This window comes from Luteibacter sp. 3190 (assembly GCF_031456385.1).
Classification (GTDB): Bacteria; Pseudomonadota; Gammaproteobacteria; order Xanthomonadales; family Rhodanobacteraceae; genus Luteibacter.
Genome location: NZ_JAVDUO010000002.1, coordinates 333,861 through 350,089 on the forward strand (window position 1 = coordinate 333,861; position 16,229 = coordinate 350,089).

General features: G+C 67.7%; 13 protein-coding genes. 8 read left to right on the forward strand and 5 right to left on the reverse strand.

What is annotated here, in order from left to right; translation table 11 throughout:
• Positions 1 to 34 precede the first annotated feature (34 nt).
• A complete protein-coding gene (locus J2X58_RS11475; RefSeq protein ID WP_310048323.1) occupies positions 35 to 1,249 on the reverse strand; it encodes an FAD-dependent oxidoreductase in 1,215 nt (404 codons plus the stop codon).
• Positions 1,246 to 2,454 (reverse strand): 2-octaprenyl-6-methoxyphenyl hydroxylase, encoded by a 1,209-nt coding sequence (gene ubiH / locus J2X58_RS11480; protein ID WP_310048325.1) that lies wholly within the window; start codon positions 2,452 to 2,454, stop codon positions 1,246 to 1,248. The genes J2X58_RS11475 and ubiH overlap by 4 nt, the downstream gene beginning before the upstream one ends.
• A gap of 81 nt (positions 2,455 to 2,535) precedes the next feature.
• Between ubiH and J2X58_RS11485 the strand changes: the two genes are divergently transcribed.
• The 7 genes from J2X58_RS11485 (at position 2,536) to J2X58_RS11515 (ending at position 10,287) form a co-directional block, all read left to right on the forward strand.
• A complete protein-coding gene (locus J2X58_RS11485; protein ID WP_310048326.1) occupies positions 2,536 to 3,096 on the forward strand; it encodes a cob(I)yrinic acid a,c-diamide adenosyltransferase in 561 nt (186 codons plus the stop codon).
• Positions 3,097 to 3,259: 163 nt separating this feature from the next.
• Positions 3,260 to 5,761, forward strand: a complete 2,502-nt coding sequence (gene lptD / locus J2X58_RS11490; RefSeq protein ID WP_310048328.1) for an LPS assembly protein LptD — start codon at positions 3,260 to 3,262, stop codon at positions 5,759 to 5,761.
• A 30-nt stretch (positions 5,762 to 5,791) separates the two neighbouring features.
• Positions 5,792 to 7,162, forward strand: a complete 1,371-nt coding sequence (locus J2X58_RS11495; RefSeq protein ID WP_090056565.1) for a peptidylprolyl isomerase — start codon at positions 5,792 to 5,794, stop codon at positions 7,160 to 7,162.
• An 8-nt stretch (positions 7,163 to 7,170) separates the two neighbouring features.
• Positions 7,171 to 8,166 (forward strand): 4-hydroxythreonine-4-phosphate dehydrogenase PdxA, encoded by a 996-nt coding sequence (gene pdxA / locus J2X58_RS11500; protein ID WP_310048329.1) that lies wholly within the window; start codon positions 7,171 to 7,173, stop codon positions 8,164 to 8,166.
• Entirely contained in the window at positions 8,163 to 8,942 is a 780-nt protein-coding gene (gene rsmA / locus J2X58_RS11505) for a 16S rRNA (adenine(1518)-N(6)/adenine(1519)-N(6))-dimethyltransferase RsmA (RefSeq protein ID WP_090056561.1), read from the forward strand. The genes pdxA and rsmA overlap by 4 nt, the downstream gene beginning before the upstream one ends.
• A gap of 52 nt (positions 8,943 to 8,994) precedes the next feature.
• Positions 8,995 to 9,378 carry a Co2+/Mg2+ efflux protein ApaG gene (gene apaG, locus J2X58_RS11510; protein WP_090056559.1) on the forward strand — a complete coding sequence of 128 codons (384 nt, stop codon included), beginning with the start codon at positions 8,995 to 8,997 and terminating at the stop codon, positions 9,376 to 9,378.
• A gap of 57 nt (positions 9,379 to 9,435) precedes the next feature.
• Positions 9,436 to 10,287, forward strand: a complete 852-nt coding sequence (locus tag J2X58_RS11515; protein ID WP_090056557.1) for a symmetrical bis(5'-nucleosyl)-tetraphosphatase — start codon at positions 9,436 to 9,438, stop codon at positions 10,285 to 10,287.
• Between the two features lie 36 nt (positions 10,288 to 10,323).
• On the opposite strand, the gene secA is transcribed toward J2X58_RS11515, so the two are convergent.
• Both secA and J2X58_RS11525 read right to left on the reverse strand, forming a co-directional pair.
• Positions 10,324 to 13,038 carry a preprotein translocase subunit SecA gene (secA, locus tag J2X58_RS11520; protein WP_310048331.1) on the reverse strand — a complete coding sequence of 905 codons (2,715 nt, stop codon included), beginning with the start codon at positions 13,036 to 13,038 and terminating at the stop codon, positions 10,324 to 10,326.
• 130 nt (positions 13,039 to 13,168) lie between these two features.
• Positions 13,169 to 14,107 carry a peptidoglycan DD-metalloendopeptidase family protein gene (locus tag J2X58_RS11525; protein ID WP_310048333.1) on the reverse strand — a complete coding sequence of 313 codons (939 nt, stop codon included), beginning with the start codon at positions 14,105 to 14,107 and terminating at the stop codon, positions 13,169 to 13,171.
• 33 nt (positions 14,108 to 14,140) lie between these two features.
• On the opposite strand from J2X58_RS11525, the gene J2X58_RS11530 reads away from it, so the two are divergent.
• A complete protein-coding gene (locus J2X58_RS11530) occupies positions 14,141 to 14,599 on the forward strand; it encodes a DUF721 domain-containing protein (protein WP_090056551.1) in 459 nt (152 codons plus the stop codon).
• Positions 14,600 to 15,185: 586 nt separating this feature from the next.
• Here the strand turns inward: J2X58_RS11530 and lpxC are convergent.
• The gene (gene lpxC, locus J2X58_RS11535; RefSeq protein WP_090056549.1) at positions 15,186 to 16,097 is read right to left on the reverse strand and encodes a UDP-3-O-acyl-N-acetylglucosamine deacetylase; all 912 of its coding nucleotides are present in this window, start codon (positions 16,095 to 16,097) and stop codon (positions 15,186 to 15,188) included.
• Positions 16,098 to 16,229 lie beyond the last annotated feature (132 nt).

Here is a 16,229-nt window from a genome sequence, read left to right on the forward strand (position 1 = left end):
TAGGCGACCGGGCGCGCCGGCGGAATGGCCGGCGCTAGAGACCCGCCGCGTGGCGCGCGAGCCGGCGCTTGAGCGGACCGAGGGCGTCGAGCAGGCGCACGCCGGCGCCGCGCGCGGCGACGAGCGGCGCCGCGCGCCATCCGTACACCCTCGCCAGTGCATCGAACGACCAGGCGTCGAGACCGTCGGCGCTGCGCCGGCGACGCGCGTAACGACGCAGCACGTGGGTGGCCGCGAAGTCCCGCCCCGACGCGCGCGCGTCGACCAGCGTGGCCCGCAGTTCGGCGACGTCGCGCAGGCCCAGGTTGACGCCCTGCCCCGCCAGCGGATGCACGGCGTGCGCGGCGTCGCCCAGCAGCACCAGGCGCCCCACTTCGTAGCGGTCGGCGAGCTTCAGGCGAAGCGGGAACGCCGCGCGCCGGCTGACCGAAAGGATCGGGCCGAGCCGAAAATCGGAGGCCACGCCGAGCGCGTCGCGGAACGCGTCGTCGTCGAGCGCGAGCATGCGCTTCGCCTCCGCGTCCGGCAGGGACCAGACGATCGAGCTGCGACCGTCGTCCAGTGGCAGGAACGCGAGCGGCCCCGAGGGAAGGAAGCGCTGCCACGCGGTGCGCTCGTGCGGACGCCCCGTCGAAACATGGGCCACGACCGCCCGCTGCGCGTAGTCCCGACCGTGCGTGCCGATGCCGACCATCTCGCGCAGCGGCGACGCCGCGCCATCGGCCGCGACGACGAGCCGCGCCGAGACGACCTGGCCGTCGGCGAGATCGAGCTGCGCGCGGTCCTCGCGCATCGCATAGGCGACGACTTCGCCCGGCACGATGCGGCGTACCCCAGCGTCGTCGAGGGCATGCCAGAGCGTCGCCTGCACGAGGCCGTTCTCGACGATGTAGCCGAGCACGTCGCGGCCTTCGTCCGCGGCGTCGAAGCGGATCGTCGCGCCGTTTTCGGCGTCCCACACCACCATCCGGTCGTAGGCCGACGCACGTGCGGTACGAATGGCGTTCCAGACACCAAGTTCGTCGAGCAGGACGATCGACGACGGCGCGAGGCCGACGACGCGCAGGTCGACCTCGTCGGCCGCCGCCCAGGACGCCGGCTCGCGGGCGTCGACGAGCGCGACGGAGAATCCCGCGCGGGCGAGCGCGAGCGCGGCCGCCGCGCCCACCATGCCGCCACCGACCACCGCCACGTCGAGGACACCGCTGCCGCGGCGACGCGACGTCGTACCGCCGAAACCGTCGGTCATGGCGTTTTCTCACGCACGGCAAGGGGCGCGTTCTCGCGGAAACCCATGCCGCGCCGGCTCAGGGCGTGGCGCAACGGCGGCACGCGGTCGAGCGCCAGCATGGCCAGCGAGCGCAGCGGTCCGAGGAACGGCTGCTCGAGGCAAGCGAGGCGGATCAGGCCGTGGCTCATCGCCATCGTGCCGTCGCGATCCGGGGCGCGCCGGCGGGCATATTCCGCGAGCATGGCCGCGGAGCCCGGATCCGCGGTTTCCGCCACGAGCTCCGCGAGCGTCAGGGCGTCGCGCAGCCCGAGGTTGAAGCCCTGCGCGCCGATCGGATGGACGGTCTGCGCCGCGTTGCCGACCAGCACGGCCCGCGTCGCCACCAGCGACTCGGCGGCGACACGGCGGATCGGATAAGGCACCCGCTTGCCCGGCCGGGTCAGGCGGCCGAGGCGCCAGCCGAAACGCGCCTGCGCGAACGCGAGGAAGGCTTCGTCGTCCATCGCCGCGACCTCGTCGACACGGTCCGCGGCCACCGTCAACACGACGCCGACGCGACGCTCCGCGAGCGGGAGGACCGCGACCGGTCCGTCGTCCGTAAACCGCTCGAACGCCCGGCCACGCGGGTCGCGCTCGGGAACCATGGTGCTGACGAACAGCGCCTGTTCGTAATCGTGCTCGCGCGTGCCGATGCCGAGCTGCGCCCGGATGCCCGACGACGTCCCGTCCGCGCCGACGAGCAACGGCGTGGTCACCCGCCGCCGCTCGCCCTCGACGAGGATGTCCACGTGCCAGCCGCCCTCGCCGCGTTCGATGGCTTCGACGCGCGCGGGGGCCAGGCGCGTGAGGTGCCGGCAGCGGTCGAGCCGCCGGAGCAGCGCCGCCCCGAGCTCCCGGGCGGCCAAGGTCCATCCGAGGGCATCCACCTGTTCCGTCGTGGCGTCCATCCGCACGCTGCCGAAGTCGCCGGCGCGGCTCGTATGGATGTGCACGATCGGCGTGGCCCTGTCCTTCGCGTGATCCCACACGCCGATGGCGTCCAGCCCGTTGACCGTCGCCCGGGCGAGGGCGAGGTTGCGCTCGTCGTAACTGGGCTGGTCGTCGACGCGTGGGGCCGCGGCCTCGACGAGGATGGCGGGCACGCCGGCGGCGTCGAGCGCGATGGCGAGGCTGGCACCGACGAGGCCGCCGCCAACGATCAGGATCGGGTGGGTCTGGGTCATGCGCCGATGATACCCGCAGCGGGTGAAGGCGCCGGCTGCGGTCCCCTGCCGCAGTGGGGGTGCAGGCCCTAGAATGGCGCGATGGGTAACCGACTTTCGAAGATCTACACGCGTACGGGCGACGACGGCAGCACCGGCCTCGGCGACGGCTCCCGCACCGGCAAGGACTCCCTGCGGGTCGGCGCCTACGGCACCGTCGACGAACTGAACAGCTGCATCGGCATGGTCATGGCCGCCGATGGCGTCGACGAGGACATCCGCGAAGCGCTGGCGCAGATCCAGCACGAGCTGTTCGACCTGGGCGGCGAGCTGTGCATTCCGGGGATGGCGATGGTCGAGGCCCGGGACATCGATCGCCTGGAGGCCGTGCTCGATGGCTTCAACGCCGATCTTCCGGCCCTGAAGGACTTCATCCTCCCGGGCGGCGGCATAGCGGCCGCCACCTGCCACCTGGCGCGGACGATCTGCCGCCGCGCCGAGCGCGAGGTGGTCGCGCTCGCGCGGGTCGAAACGGTCCGCCCGGAGGCGCAGCGCTACCTCAACCGCCTCTCGGACCTTTTGTTCGTTATGGCACGCGTGCTCGCGCGCCGCAGCGGGCACGGCGAGGTCCTCTGGCAGCACGAGCGGCGTCCGCGCGGATAACGCCAAGCCTGGCCCCGCCCCGGCCGGTGTAAGCTCCCCGTGCCGGTGCGGCGATCGACGTCGCGCCCTCCTGGGGAAGATGCTCATGGGCGACGTGCCATCGTGCGGTGGGGTTGGCGATTCTGCTAAGTTGGCGGCCTTTCGAACGGACAAGACCGAGCCTGTGACGTCACGCATCAGCATCCTGCCTAAACGCCGCCTGCTGGCGACCGCCGTCGCCCTCATCGTCACGGGAGGCGCCTGCGAGGTCTCCGCGCAGGCCGCGCCGACGCAGGGGGAATCCCGCGCCAACGCCCCCGTGGCCGCCGAAACCTGCCCCCTGGGCTCGTTCGTCTGCCCACCGCGACCGGTGAGCTACGCGCTCTGCCGCCCGAACGCGATGCTCGACTTCTACGATCCGTCGATCACGAAGGACACCTCGCTGCGCGAGACGTCCATCACCGACATCACGTCCAACATCAACGCCACCACCGGCGTGAAGGTGGAAACGCCGGAACCGAACCTCTATCACCTGACCAGCGGCGTGCGCCTCGTGCGCGCCGACCAGGTGATGCAGGCCGAGGACGCCACGTACAACGCCGATTCCACGGCGTACGACGCCAAGGGCAACGTGCGCTACCAGGAGGCCGGCATGCTGCTGCGTGCCGACCGGATCACGGGTACGACCACCCCGAACCAGGGCGACGCCTATAACGTCCAGTACCAGCTGCTGCAGTCGCGCGGCAACGGCGTGGCCGACCATGCCAAGGTGCTCGATCCGCAGCACGGCCGCTTCACGGACGCGACGTACTCCACGTGCGACGTCGGCAGCCGGCAGTGGGAATTCCGCGCGAAGAAGATGAACCTGAACAAGGAAACGGGCGTCGGCGAAGCGCGCAGCGCGACCATGCGCTACCGCGGCGTGCCGTTCATGTACCTGCCGTACTTCACTTTCCCGCTGGACGATCGCCGCAAGAGCGGCTTCCTGTACCCCACGTTCGGCTCGTCGACCCGCTCCGGCACGTTCCTCAACCTGCCCTATTACCTGAACCTCGCGCCGAACTACGACGCGACGATCACCCCGGGTTACTACTCCGACCGGGGTCCCATGCTCGGCGGTGAGTTCCGCTACCTGCTGCCGCGCTCGAACGGCACGGTCGACTTCCAGTACATGGCGCACGACAAGGGTCCGGACGACGACGAGAGCGGCACGAGCGACCGCGACGGTTCGACCAGGCGCTGGCTGCTGCAGCTGACCAACTCGACCACGATCGCGAAGGGCTGGAACTTCTCGGCGAACATCAACCGGGTGTCCGACAACCAGTATTTCCGCGACTTCAGCAACGACCTCTACAGCTCCGCGATCGGCCTGCTCTCGTCGAGCGCGTACGTGAGCACGGGCGGCAAGTACTGGAGCGCCGCCATCGGTGCCGACGACTACCAGAACGTCGACGCCGGCCTGAACAACTACGTGGAACCCTACCGTCGCTGGCCGCGCGCCACATTCAACCTCGAGGCGCCGGTCAACAGCTGGCTCGACGCGGGCATCGATTCCGAAGCCGTGGCGTTCCGCAAGACCGACCGCGCGCCGTTCGACCGCGTCAACGGACGCGGCCAGGTCGACGGTAACCGCATCGACCTCGCCCCCTACCTCGCCGCCGACTTCTCGGGCGCCTCGTGGTTTGTCCGGCCGCGCGTGGAATACCGCTATACGGGTTACCGCCTCGACTCGGACTACCGGACGTTCAATTACACGAAGCAGAGCCCCTCGCGCTCCGTGCCGATCACCAGCGTCGACGCCGGGCTGATCTTCGACCGCCAGACCAGCCTGTTCGGCAACAGCTACACCCAGACCCTCGAGCCGCGCCTGTACTACCTGTACGTGCCGTACCGGAACCAGGACGACCTGCCGGCGTTCGACACCAACGTCATGTCGTTCGACTTCTGGCAGCTGTTCTCGACGAACCGCTTCTCGGGCGCCGACCGCCAGCAGGACGCGAACAACCTGACGGCGGCGCTGACGACGCGCCTGCTCGACGACAACGGCGTGGAGCGGCTGTCGGCCAGCATCGGCCAGATCAAGTACTTCAGCGACCAGCGCGTCCAGATGTTCGGCACGCCGCAGACCGATTTCGAGCGCTCCGACTACGTGGCCCAGCTGGGCGTCCAGTTCAACGACAAGTGGCGCCTGAACAGCTCCTACCAGTGGAACCCGAACAAGGTGCAGAGTCCGCTGCTGAACTCGCGCAACCAGGTGTTCTACCAGGGCCGCGACACCGACCTGGCCACCGTCCAGGTCCAGCGCCGGATCAAGGGCGACGGCATCCTCAACTTCTCGTACCGGTACCGCCGGAACGTGATGGAACAATTCGACACGTCGGTGGTCTATCCCGTCTCGGAACGCTGGAGGGCACTCGCGCGCTGGGTCTTCGCCCGTCGCGACGTCCTGCCCAACCAGTTCGGCAATGGCACCTTCACGTACTCCCACCGCACGCTGGAGGCCGCCGCCGGCATCGAGTACAACAGCTGCTGCGTGGCCATCCGCGTCCTGGGGCGGCATTACGTGCACGATTACCTCCGCGCCACGGACAACGCCATCATGTTCGAGGTCGAATTCAAGGGTGTCGGCTCGCTCAACCCCCAGTCGGGCCAGTACCTGCGGCGTGCTATCCTTGGCTATCAATAAGTGGGGCAGGCGCCCCGGGCTCCCTATTCGATGAAGCAGATCCTCGCGTACTCCCTGCTCGCCGCCTCCATCCTGGTGGCCGTGCCTTCCGCCCACGCCCAGCTGATGCCGTCGGCCCAGCCGTCGGGCGGCGGGACGGGCTCGGGCAACGGCTCGATCGACCGCATCGTCGCGGTCGTGGAAGAGGACGTCATCCTGCAGAGCGAGCTCGACGAAGCCGTCAACGCCATCAAGCGTCAGTACGCATCGAACAAGGGCCAGCTTCCGCCTGAGAACGTGCTGGACCGTCAGGTGCTCGACCGCCTGATCCTCATGAAGCTCCAGGTGCAGCGCGCCAACGACCAGAACATCCACGTCTCCGACCAGGAAATCGACCAGGCGGCGGGCAACGTGGCCCAGCAGAACAAGATGAGCCTCGATCAGCTGCGCGCGGCGGTCGAGCAGGACGGCTACAGCTACGCGGCCTTCCGCCAGCAGCTGTCCGATCAGATCATCGCCCAGCGCCTGCATGAAAGCGTGGTCCGCGACCAGGTCACGGTGACCGACGCCGAAGTGAACAACCTGCTCGCCAGCCCGACGTACAAGGCCGGCGAAGCGCACCTCGCCCACATCCAGGTCGGCACGCCGGACGGCGCCAGCGCGCAGGACATCGCGCAGGCGCAGGCCAAGGCCGAGGAGGCCCTCAAGGCGGTCAAGGGCGGCATGGATTTCAACGCCGCGGCCATCCGTTATTCCGACGCGCCCGACGCGCTGGACGGCGGCGATCTGGGCTGGCGCCGCCTCGACGAAGTGCCGCCGGCGTTCGCCGACGCGGTCGCGTCGCTGAAGGCCGGCGAGACCACCTCGATCCTCCGCGGCCCCACGGGCTTCCAGATCCTGAAGCTCGTGGAGACCCGCGAGCCGGGTCGCCAGGTCGTCACCGAGTACCACGCCCGTCAGATCCTCATCAAGCCGTCCGAAGTCGTCACCCCGGAACAGGCCGAGAAAAAGGCGCAGGACCTCTACACCCGCATCGTCGACAAGAAGGAAGACTTCGCCAAGCTCGCGAAGGACGACTCCAAGGACAACACCACGGCGAACGCCGGCGGCGACATGGGCTGGTTCCAGAAGGACGCCTGGGGCCAGGCCATCGCCACCCAGGTCGCGGGGCTGAAGGAAAACGAAGTCTCGAAGCCGTTCCAGACGGACGCCGGCTGGATCGTGCTGCAGCTCCTCGGCACCCGCCAGAGCGACGTCACGGAAGAATCGCAGCGCAATCAGGCCCGCCAGGCCATCGGCAACCGCAAGGCCGACGAAGCCTACGAGAACTACCTGCGTGAACTGCGCTCCAGCTCGTTCGTGGACATCCGCGTTCCCGAGCTGAAGGATCCGGACGACAAGCAGGCGTCGGCCACGCCGTAACCGCCCCGATGAACGCGACCACCCCGCCAAGGCTCGCCGTCACCGCCGGTGAGCCTGCCGGGGTGGGTCCCGAGCTGCTCGTCCGCCTGGCCGCCAGCGACATCGCGGCCGACCTCGTCGCGATCACCGACCGCGACCTCCTCCGGCGCGCGGCAGTCTCGTGTGGTGTCCACATCGAGATAGTCGACGACGACGGCACGCGCATCCCGCGCCGTCCTGCCGGTCGTATTTGCGTGCGTCATGTTCCATTGGGCGCCGTCGAGCGCCCGGGCCTTCCCGACCCGCGCAACGCGCGACACGTGCTCGACATGCTCGCGCTGGCCGCGGACGGTTGCCTCGCGGGCGATTTCGACGCGGTGGTCACCGGGCCCGTGCAGAAGTCCAGCATCAACGAAGGCGGCGTCGCCTTCAGCGGCCACACGGAATTCTTCGCGGAGCGCGCAGGTGCGGATGTCGTGATGATGCTCGCGAGCCCGGAACTCCGGGTGACGCTCGCCACGACCCATCTGCCCTTGTCGGCCGTGCCGTCCGCCGTGACGTCCGATCTGCTCGAACGCACGCTGCGGATCGTCGCCGGGTCGCTGATGTCGTTGTTCGGCATCCCGCACCCGCGCATCGCGGTGCTCGGCCTGAACCCGCATGCGGGCGAGGGCGGACACATGGGCCGCGAGGAACTCGACACCATCATTCCGCTCATGGAACACCTGCGCGCCGAAGGCATGGACCTGCTCGGACCCCTGCCCGCCGACACCGCGTTCGTTCCGGCGATGCGCGATCGTTACGATGCCGTGCTCGCGATGTACCACGACCAGGCCCTGCCCGTGCTCAAGAGCGAGGCGTTCGACCGCACCGTTAACGTGACGCTGGGCCTGCCCTTCATCCGCACCTCGGTCGACCACGGTACGGCACTGGATCTCGCGGGCACCGGCAAGGCGGATCCCGCCAGCCTGTTCGCGGCCACGCGCCTCGCCATCGATCTCGCACGGCACCGCACATCGTCATGAACGCACGCCCCAAAAAAAGTTTCGGCCAGCACTTCCTGCACGAGAAGCGCTACATCGAGCGCATCGTCTCGTCGATCGCACCGAAGGACGGCGACACGGTCGTCGAGATCGGCCCGGGCGAAGGCGCGATGACGATGCCGCTGCTCGCCGTCGCGAAGACCATGACGGCGATCGAACTCGACACCGACCTCATCCCCGGGCTGCAGGAACGCGCCGCCGCGATCGGCGACCTGCGCATCGTGCACTCGGACGTCCTCAAGGTCGATTTCAGCGCCCTGGCGCGCGAGCTCGGCGCGGAAAAGCTGCGGATCGCCGGCAACCTGCCCTATTACATTTCGAGCCCCATCCTCTTCCACTGCGTGGAGCACGCGTCCGCCATCCAGGACATGCACTTCATGCTGCAGAAAGAGGTCGTCGACCGCATGGCCGCCGAGCCCGGCAGCAAGGTCTACGGTCGGCTGAGCGTGATGCTCCAGCTCGCCTGCAAGGTCACGCCCCTGTTCACGGTGCCGCCGGGCGCGTTCCGTCCGCCGCCGAAGGTGGACTCGGCCGTCGTCCGTCTCGTGCCCCTGCCGCCCGAGCAGCTGCCCGTGGGCGATCCCGAAAAGATCCACCGTGTCGTCAAGGCCGCCTTCGCCATGCGCCGCAAGACGCTGTCGAACACGCTCAAGGGTCTGGTCGACGAGGCCACGATCCGTGGCCTGGGCATTGATCCTCGCGCCCGTGCCGAGACCCTCGCCCCCGCGGACTTCGTGAAACTCGCGAACGCGATGTGACGCCGTTCAGGGCATACTTGCCCACCCCCTCCCCGTCCCCGACAATCGGCGCATGAACTCCAAACATCCCTACACGATCGACGTGGAGGTCGAAACCCGATTCGTTCCCGACCAATCGCAGCCGACCGACAACCGCTACGTGTTCGCCTATACGATCACGCTGCGCAATGCCGGTGAGACCGGCGCCCAGCTGCTCACGCGGCACTGGGTGATCACCGACGCCAACGGCAAGGTCGAGGAAGTGCGCGGCGATGGCGTCGTCGGCGAACAGCCGTGGATGCGACCCGGCGACACCTTCGAATACACCTCGGGGGCCGTCCTCGAGACCGCGGTCGGCACCATGGAAGGCACCTACAGCATGATCGCCGACGATGGCACGCCCTTCGACGCGCCGATTCCCGCGTTCGTGCTTTCGATCCCGCGCACGCTCCACTAGGATCGAAGCCATGGATAGCGCGCACGCCGGGAACGGCATCACGGAGCAACTCGACTGATGGCCGTCTACGCGATCGGCGACGTCCAGGGTTGCTACCCGGAACTTCAGCGCCTGCTGGAGAAGATTCGCTTCGACCCGGCGAGCGACCGGCTGTGGTTCTGTGGAGACCTGGTCAACCGTGGCGGCGAGTCGCTCGCCACGCTGCGACTGATCCACTCGTTGCGCGAGCAGGTCGTCATCACGCTCGGCAACCACGATCTCTCGCTGCTCGCGATCGGCCAGCGCCGCGAGGATGCGCAGGCTCGCGTCAACCCCGAGCTGCGCGAGGTGCTCTTCGCCGACGACGCGCCGGTCCTGCTCGAATGGCTGCGCATGCAGAAGCTGCTGCACCATGACGAGGAACTGGGCTGGACGATGGTCCACGCCGGTCTCGCACCGATGTGGACGCTCCGCCAGGCGCAGCGCGCCGCGCTCGAGGTCGAACGCGAGCTCGGCGGCCCGCGTCACCAGCGCCTGCTGAAGAATCTCTTCGGCAACCGGCCGCCGGGCTGGAACAACCGCCTTCAAGGCGTCGAGCGCCATCGCGCCACCATCAACACGCTGACGCGCATGCGCTACTGCGACGTCAACGGCCGTATCGATTTCGAGGGCAAGGGCGTGCCGGGCACGCAGAAGCCCGGCATGTATCCGTGGTTCGAAGTCCCCGGCATGCGTCGGCGCGAAACGAAGATCGTCTGCGGCCACTGGTCGGCACTCGGCCGCTTCGCGGGCCTCGGGGTGCACGCCATCGACACCGGCTGCGTCTGGGGCGGCCAACTCACGGCCATGCGCCTCGATGCCGAGGAGCCGCAATACATCACTGTGCAGGCGGAGTCGTTCCGCCAGAAGCCCAAGGGCGGCGGCGATTGAGCCAAAAAAAACCCGCCTTTCGGCGGGTTTTTCATATCAGGTCAGCTGACCGTGGCAGTGCTTGAACTTCTTGCCCGAACCGCAGGGGCAAGGGTCGTTCCGACCGACCTTCGGCCCATCGCTCAGCACCGGTGCCGCCACGCGATCCGCCGCGACCTCTTCACCGCCCTGGCCGAGCGCCTGCGCATCCGCGTGCTGGAACTGCAGGCGCTGGGCTTCGGCAGCGCGCTGCTGCTCGGCTTCCATCGCCGCGACTTCTTCCTCGCTGCGGATACGGATGCGCGCAAGCATCTGCACGACCTCGGCCTTGATGCGGTCGAGCATCTCGGAGAACAGCTCGAAAGACTCGCGCTTGAACTCCTGCTTCGGCTGCTTCTGCGCGTAACCGCGCAGATAGATGCCCTGGCGCAGGTAATCCATGCTGGCGAGGTGCTCCTTCCACGCGTTGTCCACCACCGAGAGCATCACGTGCTTCTCGAGCGAACGCATGGTCTCGGCACCAACCTGGGCTTCCTTGTCCGCGAACATCGCGTCCACCGACTCGCGCACGTGGTCGAGGATGCCTTCGGCGTCCACTTCCTTCTGGCCTTCCACCCAGTGCGGGAGGTCGAGGCGAAGGTTGAGCTCGCTCGCGAGCTCACGATCGAGCGCGGGGATATCCCACTGGTCGTCGATGCTTTCCGCCGGCACGTATTTGCGCACGAGCGCCTCCACGACGTCCTGGCGGATGTCGCGGACCATGTCGGAGATGTCCTCGGCTTCCAGCAGCTCGTCGCGCTGCGCGTAGATGACCTTGCGCTGGTCGTTCGCGACGTCGTCGAAATCGAGGAGGTTCTTGCGGATGTCGAAGTTGTGCTGCTCGACCTTGCGCTGGACCTTCTCGATCTGGCGCGTGATGAGGCGGTCTTCGAGCGCCTCGTCTTCCTTCATGCCGAACATCTGCATCCAGCGGCCGATGCGCTCGCCGCCGAAGATGCGCATCAGGTTGTCCTGAAGCGAAAGATAGAAGCGCGAGGAACCCGGATCGCCCTGGCGACCCGAGCGGCCGCGCAGCTGGTTGTCGATACGGCGGGACTCGTGACGCTCGGTGCCGATGATGTGCAGGCCACCCGCGGCGAGCACCTGCTCGTGACGCTGCTTCCAGTCGTCGCGCACCTTCTGGCGATCGGCGTCGGAAGCGCCCTCGGGCAACGCGGCGAGCGCGGCCTCGAGGCTGCCGCCCAGCACGATGTCCGTGCCGCGGCCCGCCATGTTGGTCGCGATCGTGACGGCGCCGGGTGCACCGGCCTGCGCCACGATGTGCGCCTCGCGCTCGTGCTGCTTCGCGTTGAGCACTTCGTGCGGGATGCGCTCCTGGCGGAGCAGGTTGGACACGAGCTCGGACACGTCGATCGACGCGGTACCGACCAGCACGGGCTGGCCGCGCTCGTGGCACGCCTTGATGTCGGCGATGACGGCCTTGTATTTCGCCTCGGGCCCGAGGAACACGGAATCGGGGTTGTCGACGCGGACCATCGGCTTGTGCGTCGGGATCACCACCACTTCCAGGCCGTACACCGACTGGAACTCGTAGGCTTCCGTGTCGGCCGTACCGGTCATGCCGGCCAGCTTCTTGTACATGCGGAACAGGTTCTGGAACGTGACCGTCGCCAGCGTCTGGTTCTCGCGCTGGATGGGCACGCCTTCCTTCGCCTCGACCGCCTGGTGCAGGCCGTCGGACCAGCGACGGCCGGCCAGCGTGCGGCCGGTGAACTCGTCGACGATGATCACTTCGCCGTCGCGCACGATGTAATCGACGTCGCGCTGGTAGATCGCGTTCGCGCGCAGCGCCGCGTTCATGTGGTGGACGACGGCGAGGTTCTTCGAGTCGTACAGGCCGCTGTCGGGATCGATGACGCCGGCCTCGCGAAGCAGCTGCTCGGCGTGCTCCATGCCCTCTTCGGACATGTGGACCTGCTTCTGCTTCTCGTCGACCAGGTAATCGCCCGGCGCGTCTTCCTTCTCCTGCCGCGTGAGGCGCGGCACGACCTTGTTCACCGCGATGTACAGCTGCGGGGAATCCTCGGCCGGACCGGAGATGATCAGCGGCGTGCGCGCCTCGTCGATCAGGATCGAGTCGACTTCGTCGACGATGGCGTAGTGCAGGCCGCGCTGATTGCGCTGGTCCTTGCTGAGCGCCATGTTGTCGCGCAGGTAGTCGAATCCGAACTCGTTGTTCGTGCCGTACGTGATGTCGGCGCGGTAGGCGCTGTGCTTGTCGGCGTGGTCCATGCCCGGGTAAACGACGCCGACCGTGAGGCCGAGGAAGTTGTAGAGCTTGCCCATCTGGGCCGAGTCGCGGCGCGCCAGGTAGTCGTTGACCGTGACGACATGGACGCCCTTGCCCTCCAGCGCGTTCAGGTACACCGGCAGCGTGCCGACGAGGGTCTTGCCCTCACCCGTGCGCATCTCGGCGATGCGGCCGGAGTGCAGCACCATGCCGCCGATCATCTGGACGTCGTAGTGGCGCATGCCGAGCACGCGCTTCGCGCCCTCGCGGGTGACCGCGAAAGCTTCGGGCAGCAGTTTGTCGAGGGTCTCACCGGCCGCGAGGCGCTGGCGGAATTCCTCGGTCTTCCCGCGCAGGGCGTCGTCGGAAAGCTTCTCGAATTCCGGCTCGAGGGCATTGATGCGCTTGACCGTCTTGGAGAGGTCGCGCAGCACACGCTCGTTACGGCTGCCGAAAATACTCGTCAGGGCACGATTGAACATCGATCATCCGGATCTGGTACGAAAGGGTTGCCGGGCGGCCATGGCCGGCCGGCACGAAGGGACGATCATACTACGGGCGCCCCCGGCTTTCCTCGGGGTGGCGGCGGCCCGGCGGGTATTCAAGCCCGCGCTAGCGGTGGCTCTTCACGTACGCCAGCGGATTGACCACGCGGTCGCGGTACCAGACCTCGAAATGCACGTGCGAACCGGTCGAGCGGCCCGTGGAGCCGGCCTTCGCGATCACGTCGCCCACCCGCACGCGCTGCCCGGGCGTGGCGACGAGGGCGCTGTTGTGGGCGTAGCGTGTCATGTAGCCGTTGCCGTGGTCGATTTCGACGACGTCGCCATAGCCGCTGCGCTGACCCGCGAAGGTGACCATCCCTTCAGCGACCGCGGTCACCGGCGTACCCTTCGGCGCGGCGATGTCGATCCCCGTGTGCCGGGCGGCATGACCGCTGAACGGGTCGGGGCGCCCGCCGAAGTAGGAGGAGATGTACCCGTTCACCGGCATGCCGGTCGGGCGCAGGCTGGACTCGATGTTGCGGTCCATGAGCATGTCGCGCAGCGCTTCGAGCTGCGCCTGCTGGGTGTCGAAACGGGTCGAGAGCTGGTCGATGCTCTTGTCGAGCGCCGCCGGCAGCGCGAACGCCGGCGCCTCGGTGCCGCTGGTGAGCTCGGGGCCGCCCTGCCCGGGCTCCTCGTCGAAGTCGAATTCGCCGTCGTCGAGCTTGCCGACCTGCGTCAGGCGCTCGCCAAGGGCATTCAGCCGCGTCGACTGCGCCTGCAGCTGGCCGAGTTTCACCGCCAGCGCGTCCAGGTCGCGCTGCGCCTGCCGCTTCACCTCGGCGACGCGGGCGTCCTGGTCGCCCACCTGGCGCTCAAGATTGCCGATCGTGCCCAGGGCGCGATGGTTCGGGCTGGCCACGGCCATCGCGACCACGGCACCGAGCCCCGCGATGCCGACGACGCCCGCAAGGGCGAACGCGGCCGCCTTGCAGCGCAGGCGCCGGCAGGTCAGGTCGAGCGTTTTGGGCCCTTTCAGGCCGCGCGATACAAGTATGATCTGCATACGTTCCACATCGAATAAGTCATCAGCCGGTCCATGCCACCGCCGCCCAAGCCCACCCGCCGCTCGACGAATGGACTGAAGTCCATCGCCGACTTCGGGCCCGTCGCCTCGCTGGCCCAACGGGCCCGCGAACTCGACCGGCTTGATCGTCAGCTGCGCGCGACCTTGCCCGTCCCGTTACGCGACCAGGTCCGTTTCGCGGACCTGCGCGACGGCAGGCTGGTCTTCCTTGCGCCCTCGTCGGCCTGGGCTTCCCGGGTGCGCCTCTATCAGGCGCAGATCCTCGAAGCCGCCCGCGCCATCGGCGCTCAGGCCCACTCGGTTGCCGTGAAAGTGGCCCCCCTGCCACCCGAGGAAGTCGTCCCCGACTGGCACAAGCCGCTTTCCACCTCGGCCGCTCGCCATCTGCGAGCCGCCGCGGCGTCACTCTCCGACCCCACGTTGCGGGATCTGTTCCTCAAACTGGCCTCCCAGGCCGAAAATTCAGATTAATCCTATAGTTGCAAAGGCTCTTCACGATCCGTCAGTACCCACGGATCACGAGACCGGCGAACTTTATAGCACGCGTCGACCGCGCGAGCACCGAAAATGCACGTAAATTTCATCCTGGTTTCGGGCCGTTCCTCACCGTCATCCCGGTGAAAACCGGGATCCGCGCCGCGGCCACATCGGCTTCTGGCGGCACGCGGAGACGCACATCGATGCGACGCCGTCGCCTGAGCCAAAACGGAGGCGGTGGGCACCGGCGTGCGCCGGTGCGACGAGCTTGCCTGCCCCCTCACCGTCATCCCGGTGAAAACCGGGATCCACCGCGGTGCGTTCGGTTTTCGCCACACGGCCGCATCGGGTTTCTACCGGACGCCCAAACGCACGTCGGTGCGACGCCGTCGCTTGGGCCCAAGATCGAGGCGGTGGGCACCGGTGTGCGCCGTTGCGACGACGCTGCTCCACGTCGCGGCAACACCGGACGCGCCCGGGCCTCAACGCGGTGGCGCAGCCGAGCCCGCCACAACGAAAAAGGCCGCGATCGCTCGCGGCCTTTTTCGTATCGCGTCGACCCGCCGTGGCGGGTCTCGCCTTACACCGCCTGGGCGGGATGGGCGTAGGAGATCGGCGCCTTGGCCGGATCCTTGAAGCTGACTTCTTCCCATGCCGTCACGTCGGCCATCAGGCTGCGGAGCAGCTTGTTGTTGAGCTCGTGGCCCGACTTGTGCGCGGAGTACGCGCCGATCAGGCTGTGGCCCAGCATGTAGATGTCGCCGATGGCGTCCAGGATCTTGTGCTTGACGAACTCGTTGTCGTAACGGAGGCCGTCTTCGTTGAGCACGCGGTAGTCGTCGAGCACCACGGCGTTGTCCATCGAACCGCCGAGCGTGAGGTTCCGCTCGCGGAGCATCTCGATGTCGCGCATGAAACCGAACGTGCGGGCGCGGCTGACTTCCTTGACGAACGATGTCGTCGAGAAATCCATCTCGGCCTGCGAATTGCGCTTGTTGAACAGCGGATGATCGAACTCGACGGAGAAGCCGACCTTGAAGCCGTCGAACGGCTCGAGCTTGGCCCACTTGTCGCCGTCCTGCACGATCACCGGCTTCTTGATGCGGATGAAACGCTTGGCGGCATCCTGTTCCTCGATGCCGGCGGACTGGATCAGGAACACGAACGGACCCGCGCTGCCATCCATGATGGGCACTTCCGGCGCGGAAAGGTCGACGTACGCGTTGTCGATGCCGAGACCGGCCATCGCCGAGAGCAGATGCTCAACCGTCGAGACGCGGACGTCGCCATGGATCAGCGTGGTCGACAGTCGCGTGTCGCCCACGTTTTCCGGACGAGACTTGAGCTCGACCGGCGGATTGAGGTCGGTACGGCGGAACACGATGCCCGTGTTCGGCGCCGCCGGACGAAGCGTCATGTACACCTTGTCGCCGGTGTGGAGACCGACGCCCGTGGCGCGAATGATGTTCTTGAGCGTGCGCTGCTTGATCATGTTGGGTCAAACCTTGTTGGCAGCAGCCTAAAGTAACCGACATGCTAACACAGTCTTAACCTCGGAATAAACAAACCAGACAGTACAGTTCATGATTCCTTTCACTATCCCTTCAGCATCGGCCGCGACCCG